Origin of the sequence: Marinobacter shunpengi, assembly GCF_045449695.1 — a bacterium.
Taxonomy (GTDB): domain Bacteria; phylum Pseudomonadota; class Gammaproteobacteria; order Pseudomonadales; family Oleiphilaceae; genus Marinobacter.
In genome coordinates this window covers 1-7,635 of record NZ_JBJJKZ010000004.1, presented here as the reverse complement: position 1 = coordinate 7,635, position 7,635 = coordinate 1, and the positions used below count along the sequence as shown (strand labels likewise).

General features: G+C 56.8%; 4 protein-coding genes, 4 tRNA genes and 2 rRNA genes. All 10 read right to left on the bottom strand.

What is annotated here, in order from left to right:
- Positions 1–15 precede the first annotated feature (15 nt).
- Positions 16–1,212 carry an elongation factor Tu gene (gene tuf, locus ACJO2E_RS01665; protein WP_406961216.1) on the bottom strand — a complete coding sequence of 399 codons (1,197 nt, stop codon included), beginning with the start codon at positions 1,210–1,212 and terminating at the stop codon, positions 16–18.
- Between the two features lie 48 nt (positions 1,213–1,260).
- Positions 1,261–1,336 (bottom strand) — tRNA-Thr (locus tag ACJO2E_RS01660).
- A gap of 12 nt (positions 1,337–1,348) precedes the next feature.
- Positions 1,349–1,423, bottom strand: a tRNA-Gly gene (locus ACJO2E_RS01655).
- Between the two features lie 9 nt (positions 1,424–1,432).
- A tRNA-Tyr gene (locus tag ACJO2E_RS01650) sits at positions 1,433–1,516 on the bottom strand.
- Positions 1,517–1,557: 41 nt separating this feature from the next.
- Positions 1,558–1,633: transfer RNA gene (locus ACJO2E_RS01645), tRNA-Thr, on the bottom strand.
- A 31-nt stretch (positions 1,634–1,664) separates the two neighbouring features.
- Positions 1,665–2,429: a hypothetical protein gene (locus ACJO2E_RS01640; protein WP_406961234.1), complete on the bottom strand. Its 765-nt coding sequence runs from the start codon at positions 2,427–2,429 to the stop codon at positions 1,665–1,667.
- Positions 2,429–3,169 carry a type III pantothenate kinase gene (locus ACJO2E_RS01635; protein WP_406961233.1) on the bottom strand — a complete coding sequence of 247 codons (741 nt, stop codon included), beginning with the start codon at positions 3,167–3,169 and terminating at the stop codon, positions 2,429–2,431. The genes ACJO2E_RS01640 and ACJO2E_RS01635 overlap by 1 nt, the downstream gene beginning before the upstream one ends.
- Positions 3,169–4,128: a biotin--[acetyl-CoA-carboxylase] ligase gene (locus ACJO2E_RS01630; RefSeq protein ID WP_406961232.1), complete on the bottom strand. Its 960-nt coding sequence runs from the start codon at positions 4,126–4,128 to the stop codon at positions 3,169–3,171. The genes ACJO2E_RS01635 and ACJO2E_RS01630 overlap by 1 nt, the downstream gene beginning before the upstream one ends.
- 163 nt (positions 4,129–4,291) lie before the next feature.
- Positions 4,292–4,406: ribosomal RNA gene (gene rrf / locus ACJO2E_RS01625) — 5S ribosomal RNA — on the bottom strand.
- A gap of 77 nt (positions 4,407–4,483) precedes the next feature.
- Positions 4,484–7,378, bottom strand: a 23S ribosomal RNA gene (locus ACJO2E_RS01620).
- Between the last annotated feature and the right edge of the window lie 257 nt (positions 7,379–7,635).

The following is a 7,635-nucleotide window of genomic DNA, read 5'->3' as shown; positions in this document are numbered from 1 at the left end:
GATCATCGGAGCGACTTACTCGACGATCTTGGAGACCACGCCGGCACCAACGGTACGGCCACCTTCGCGAATCGCGAAGCGCAGACCATCTTCCATGGCGATCGGAGCGATCAGGGTCACAGACATCTTCACGTTGTCACCCGGCATTACCATCTCTACGCCTTCCGGCAACTCACAGGAGCCAGTCACGTCAGTGGTCCGGAAGTAGAACTGAGGACGATAGCCCTTGAAGAACGGAGTATGACGACCACCCTCGTCCTTGCTCAGTACGTACACTTCGCACTCGAACTTGGTGTGCGGAGTGATGGAACCCGGCACCGCCAGTACCTGACCACGCTCAACGTCGTCACGCTTGGTACCACGCAGCAGCGCACCAATGTTCTCACCAGCACGACCTTCGTCCAGCAGCTTGCGGAACATCTCAACACCGGTAACGGTGGTCTTGACGGTATCCTTGATACCTACAATTTCCACTTCGTCGCCAGTCTTGACAATACCACGCTCAACACGGCCGGTCACAACGGTACCACGACCGGAGATGGAGAAGACGTCCTCGATCGGCATCAGGAACGGCTGATCGATGGCACGCTCCGGCTCCGGCAGGTAGTCGTCCAGGGCTTCTACCAGCTTCTTCACAGCGGTAGTACCCATCTCGTTGTCATCCTTGCCTTCCAGCGCCATCAGCGCGGAACCGGTGATGATCGGAGTGTCGTCACCCGGGAAGTCGTACTGGCTCAGCAGGTCGCGAACTTCCATCTCGACCAGCTCCAGCAGCTCCTCGTCATCCACCATGTCAGCCTTGTTCAGGAAGACCACGATGTAAGGAACGCCAACCTGACGGGACAGCAGGATGTGCTCACGGGTCTGCGGCATGGGGCCGTCAGCCGCGGAACATACCAGGATCGCACCGTCCATCTGCGCCGCACCAGTGATCATGTTCTTCACATAGTCAGCGTGGCCCGGGCAATCTACGTGCGCGTAGTGACGGTTCGGGGAATCATACTCAACGTGAGACGTCGCGATGGTGATACCACGCGCCTTCTCTTCCGGAGCGTTATCGATCTGGTCGAATGCGCTGGCAGAACCTGTACCCCACACTTCGTGACATACGCGAGTCAGTGCCGCCGTCAGAGTGGTCTTGCCATGGTCCACGTGACCAATGGTGCCCACGTTCAGGTGCGGTTTATTACGTTCAAATTTCTCTTTAGACATTCGACCAATCTCCCTAATCAACAGGACAGTAACGTTGACCGGATAAAATGGAGCTCATGGGCGGATTTGAACCGCCGACCTCACCCTTACCAAGGGTGTGCTCTACCAACTGAGCTACATGAGCATTCAACCAAATTGGAGCGGGCAGCGGGAATCGAACCCGCGTCATCAGCTTGGAAGGCTGAGGTAATAGCCACTATACGATGCCCGCATCAATAAGTGGTGGAGGGGGCAGGATTCGAACCTGCGAAGCTTACGCGTCAGATTTACAGTCTGATCCCTTTGGCCACTCGGGAACCCCTCCAGAGATGACTCCGGAACCCGGAGACACTCCAAAAACTTAAGTGGAGCTGGCGGACGGAATCGAACCCCCGACCTGCTGATTACAAGTCAGCTGCTCTACCAACTGAGCTACGCCAGCTCACGCTCGCCTCATCAGCGAGGGCGGTATACTACGGATTTTTTTCAGCGGTTGCAACACCTTCACAATCACTGATTTCAATCAGTTGTAGCCCGCTGCCACCTTCCGCGGAGGCGCCCCCAAAATCGTCCAGTGACGATGGCGCTACCCCCTCAAAAACGAGCGCGTAGCTTATACGATTTCGGGGGAACTTTACCAGTATCGCGTTGATATTTTGTGCCTGGCGCCGGCGGAGTACGCCCTCCGCAGACTGAAGGGACCGGAACAGCCCCAGGGAAATGGCATTTTCCCGTTCTCCGGATGGCACCACATAGGCCTCGACCCCCTGATTGACCAGCTCCCGGTAGCGCTGCAGCGCCTCGTCACGGGTTTCCAGTGGCGGGACGATGACCCAGTGGAACGGCTCCAGGGACTCAACCTGCTCCGTTATTCCGACGAACTTAATGTTATGCGTTCCGACGGAAAGCTGTTCCCGGTAGGCCTGGGCGGCGAACTCCTCCTCGAACCCGTCGATAACGAAGCATTGACGGGATGCCTCCCGGGGCTGGCCGACCGATTCGGCAGCCTCTTCGAGGGCAGGCTCACTGACTGGCGGGGATTCCACCCCGGGAGTCGCATCGTCACCAATCTGCTCATCCCCTGTTTCCGCCACACTCTGCTGGTCAATGAGCTCTATTTCGGACACTCGCGGCAGTCGCCCCTCGTCCACGGAACGCACGTTGCCCGGATCCCCCGTAGAGAACCAGAAAAAAAGCGCCAGGTTGGCAACAACCAACAGTAACACCAGCCAACGCACTATTCCGCCTCCACGAGGGCCAGGCCATCAAGCACCAGGCCCGGACACAGACGAGAGACCGCTAAGCTATCCGGACCGGCGGTATCCAGCGCCTTCTTTATAAGGGAACCATCCCCGCCTGTGACAAGAACCGGTATCGCCACCTGCCGCCCCAGTTCCGAGGCCAACGCCTGGATCAACCAACTAACCCCGTGGAATACGCACTCCGCAGTCGAGCGACCCGGTGTCGTATTGACCACGGCCTGGCTGTCATCAAACATCACCCGGGCCGTGCTTTGCCTCAAGGAAGCGACCATCATGTCGCGACCCGGCAGGATGTAACCACCCAGGTGCCCGCCCCTGTCGTCAATCCAGTCCAGGGTGATGGCGCTGCCGGCATCCACCACCACACAGGCCCCGCCAATCATGTCCCAGGCACCGATCAGGGCATGCCACCGATCGGCGCCCATAGTTGATGCGTCCTCGTAGGCACAGGTCAGGGAGCCAAATTTTCTCCGGGTCCAGAAGAACCGCACCGGCAGACGGGTGTAGGTGGCGATGGTGTTCTCCAGATCGCGACGCGCCGCCTCGGAGCGTACCGTCGAGACAGCCACGGACGATAGCTTTCGCCAGTGGGCAGGCGTAATACCTTCAAACAGCTGGTCCGATTCAAGCAAGCCAGCACCCGAGTGGAGCACCTGCCCCTTATCCCGGAGTTGCCACTTGATCCTGGTATTGCCGGCATCGATCAGGAGCTTCATCAAACCACCCGCAGACTGATTTCTCCGGCGCTGATTCGCTGCACCCCCTGCCCGGTCTCCAGCAGGTAATGACCGGCATCATCAACGCCACAACCAACACCGGACAGGTCACCACTGGTGGCCCTGAGCGTCTTGCCCCGGAAAATATCGTATTGGTTCCACAGCTCCTCAAAGGGCGCAAACCCTTCCTGTTCGAAGGTATCGAGTCGCGCGGCAAGCCGGTTCAGTACACTGGCGGCCACGCGGTTACGGACCCATGACTGCCCAGGCAACGCCAGGGACAGGCTGGTCCAGGGCTGATCCACTGATTCGGCGTCCGTCATATGCACATTCAGTCCAATACCCACGATCACACGGACCGCTCCCTCCAGCTCACCCTGAAGCTCAATCAGGATACCCGCAAGCTTCTGGCCATCCACCAGCAGGTCATTTGGCCACTTCAGCCCGGGCCTGACCTCCTCCGGCAGGCCCAGTGATTCGATCGCCGCCAGACCAGCCACCAGACTTAATCCTTCAAGCCCGGTAAAGCCCCGCGAGATCGAAACACCGACACTCATATAAAGGTTCTTCCCAACCGGACTCTGCCATGGACGCCCCCGCCGACCTCGCCCCTGCTCCTGGCAATCGGCGATGGAGACCAGCAGTCCGGCCTCTCCCTGCTGCCAACGGCGGGTAATGTCGCTGTTGGTGGAATCGATCCGGTCATGGACAGCCAGGGAGATATTTTCCCTGAGGGAAGCAGTCAGGCCTTCGCGAATGCTGTCTTCCGACAGCATGTCCATGGGAGCGGGCAACCGATAACCACGGCCGCGAATGGTTTCTACCTGAATACCTTCCTCCTGAAGCTTACGCACCTGCTTCCAGATCGCCGTACGGCTGATACCCAGGGACTCGGCAAGGGACTCTCCGGAGTGGGTCTCGCCATCCGCGAGTAGCCTCAATAGTGGTTTCGTGTTCATAGGCCCGCCTGGTGGTCGATGATCATTTGGGTTCAAGCTGGTGGATTAAACTATATGGGGAGGGAAAAGACAAAGTTGTGGGGGCGGGTCCCGTAGGTCATCTCTTTCTAACGGCCAATAAAAAACCCCGGCAGCGTTAGCTGTCGGGGTTTTGGGATTAAGAGCCTGACGATGACCTACTCTCGCATGGGCAACGCCACACTACCATCGGCGCTGGTCTGTTTCACTGCTGAGTTCGGGATGGGATCAGGTGGTTCCAGACCGCTATGGTCGTCAGGCAAAACGGTTGATCACTGGGATGGATGAGATTGAAGTGCTTTACGATCAAGGTTATCGCAGTTGTCTTGGGTGTTATATAGTCAAGCCGCACGAGCAATTAGTACCGGTTAGCTCAACGCCTCGCAGCGCTTACACACCCGGCCTATCAACGTCCTGGTCTTGAACGGCTCTTCAGGGGCCTCGAGGGCCCGGGGAGATCTCATCTTGGAAGGGGCTTCCCGCTTAGATGCCTTCAGCGGTTATCCCGTCCGAACATAGCTACCGGGCAGTGCCACTGGCGTGACAACCCGAACACCAGAGGTTCGTCCACTCCGGTCCTCTCGTACTAGGAGCAGCTTTCCTCAAATCTCCAACGTCCACGGCAGATAGGGACCGAACTGTCTCACGACGTTCTAAACCCAGCTCGCGTACCACTTTAAATGGCGAACAGCCATACCCTTGGGACCGGCTTCAGCCCCAGGATGTGATGAGCCGACATCGAGGTGCCAAACACCGCCGTCGATGTGAACTCTTGGGCGGTATCAGCCTGTTATCCCCGGAGTACCTTTTATCCGTTGAGCGATGGCCCTTCCATACAGAACCACCGGATCACTATGACCTACTTTCGTACCTGCTCGACGTGTCTGTCTCGCAGTTAAGCGGGCTTGTGCCATTACACTAACCGCATGATGTCCGACCATGCTTAGCCCACCTTTGTGCTCCTCCGTTACGCTTTGGGAGGAGACCGCCCCAGTCAAACTACCCACCACACAGTGTCCTCATCCCCGATCAGGGGACCAAGTTAGAACCTCAAACATGTCAGGCTGGTATTTCAAGGTTGGCTCCACCGGAACTGGCGTCCCGGTTTCAAAGCCTCCCAGCTATCCTACACAAACATGCTCAAAGTTCACTGTGAAGCTATAGTAAAGGTTCACGGGGTCTTTCCGTCTAGCCGCGGATACACCGCATCTTCACGGCGATTTCAATTTCACTGAGTCTCGGGTAGAGACAGCGCCCCCATCGTTACGCCATTCGTGCAGGTCGGAACTTACCCGACAAGGAATTTCGCTACCTTAGGACCGTTATAGTTACGGCCGCCGTTTACCGGGGCTTCGATCAAGAGCTTCGTCCGAGGACTAACCCCATCAATTAACCTTCCGGCACCGGGCAGGCGTCACACCGTATACGTCCACTTTCGTGTTAGCACAGTGCTGTGTTTTTAATAAACAGTCGCAGGGGCCTGGTATCTTCGACCGGCCTCGGCTCCACCCGCAGGGGTTTCACCTAACGCCGGCGTGCCTTCTCCCGAAGTTACGGCACCATTTTGCCTAGTTCCTTTACCCGAGTTCTCTCAAGCGCCTTGGGATTCTCACCCTGACCACCTGTGTCGGTTTGGGGTACGGGCCCGAGTAGCCTGAAGCTTAGAAGATTTTCCTGGAAGCCTGGCATCAATGACTTCCCGCCCTGAAAGGGCAGTCGTCGTCACGTCTCGGAATTGAGGACCCGGATTTGCCTAAGTCCCCTTCCTACACGCTTAAACCGGGACAACCGTCGCCCGGCTCACCTAGCCTTCTCCGTCTCTCCATCGCAGCTACCCAAGGTACGGGAATATTAACCCGTTTCCCATCGACTACACCTTTCGGTCTCGCCTTAGGGGCCGACTCACCCTGCGCCGATTAGCGTTGCGCAGGAACCCTTGGTCTTCCGGCGTGGGGGTTTTTCACCCCCATTATCGTTACTCATGTCAGCATTCGCACTTCTGATACCTCCAGCATGCCTCTCGGCACACCTTCGCAGGCTTACAGAACGCTCCCCTACCCCGCATACTTGCGTATGCAGCCGCAGCTTCGGTGACCAGTTTGAGCCCCGTTACATCTTCCGCGCAGGCCGACTCGACTAGTGAGCTATTACGCTTTCTTTAAAGGATGGCTGCTTCTAAGCCAACCTCCTAGCTGTCTGAGCCTTCCCACATCGTTTCCCACTTAACTGGTACTTGGGGACCTTAGCTGGCGGTCTGGGTTGTTTCCCTCTCCACAACGGACGTTAGCACCCGCTGTGTGTCTCCCGGATAGTACTCACTGGTATTCGGAGTTTGCATCGGGTTGGTAAGTCGGGATGACCCCCTAGCCGAAACAGTGCTCTACCCCCAGTGGTATTCGTCCGAGGCGCTACCTAAATAGCTTTCGGGGAGAACCAGCTATCTCCGGGCTTGATTAGCCTTTCACTCCGATCCACAAGTCATCCCCTGGCTTTTCAACGACAGTGGGTTCGGGCCTCCAGTGCCTGTTACGGCACCTTCACCCTGCTCATGGATAGATCGCCCGGTTTCGGGTCTATGCCCAGCGACTAAGTCGCCCTATTCAGACTCGGTTTCCCTACGGCTCCCCTACACGGTTAACCTCGCCACTGAACATAAGTCGCTGACCCATTATACAAAAGGTACGCCGTCACCCCACGAAGGGGCTCCGACTGCTTGTACGCATACGGTTTCAGGGTCTATTTCACTCCCCTCACAGGGGTTCTTTTCGCCTTTCCCTCACGGTACTGGTTCACTATCGGTCAGTCAGGAGTATTTAGCCTTGGAGGATGGTCCCCCCATGTTCAGACAGGATTACACGTGACCCGTCCTACTCGATTTCACTGAACTCAGGTTTCGGATACGGGGCTATCACCCACTATGGCGGTCCTTTCCAGAACCTTCTCCTACCAGTCGTCCAGCTTAAGGGCTGGTCCCCGTTCGCTCGCCGCTACTAAGGGAATCTCGGTTGATTTCTTTTCCTCGGGGTACTTAGATGTTTCAGTTCCCCCGGTTCGCCTCTTACACCTATGGATTCAGTGTAAGATACCGACCCGAAAGTCGGTGGGTTTCCCCATTCAGAGATGCCCGGATCACAGCTTGTTTGCCAGCTCCCCGAGCCTTATCGCAGGCTTCCACGTCTTTCATCGCCTCTGACTGCCAAGGCATCCACCGTATGCGCTTAGTTGCTTGACTATATAACCCCAAGACAACTGACCTGTTCACCAACCTAAATCGAACGATGCCCTGGCAAGCCAGGTCATCATCCTGTTAAGGATGGCTTTCAGAGACAGCCGACTGAAGCTATAAACAACCACTTCAACGACACACCGGATAACGCTTGATCGTTATCGCTGAGATTGACTCTGAACTAGAAGAATCAATCTCGTGTTTCAATCTCATCCGAATTGTTAAAGAGCAATTCTGACCCAGTGATCAGAAAGAAGGGCTTC

What these genes read in the sequence shown, in the direction of transcription:
- tuf (WP_406961216.1), bottom strand. Translation starts at nt 1,212, where the DNA reads ATGTCTAAAGAGAAATTTGAACGTAATAAACCGCACCTGAACGTGGGC.
- ACJO2E_RS01635 (WP_406961233.1), bottom strand. Translation starts at nt 3,169, where the DNA reads ATGAAGCTCCTGATCGATGCCGGCAATACCAGGATCAAGTGGCAACTC.
- ACJO2E_RS01630 (WP_406961232.1), bottom strand. Translation starts at nt 4,128, where the DNA reads ATGAACACGAAACCACTATTGAGGCTACTCGCGGATGGCGAGACCCAC.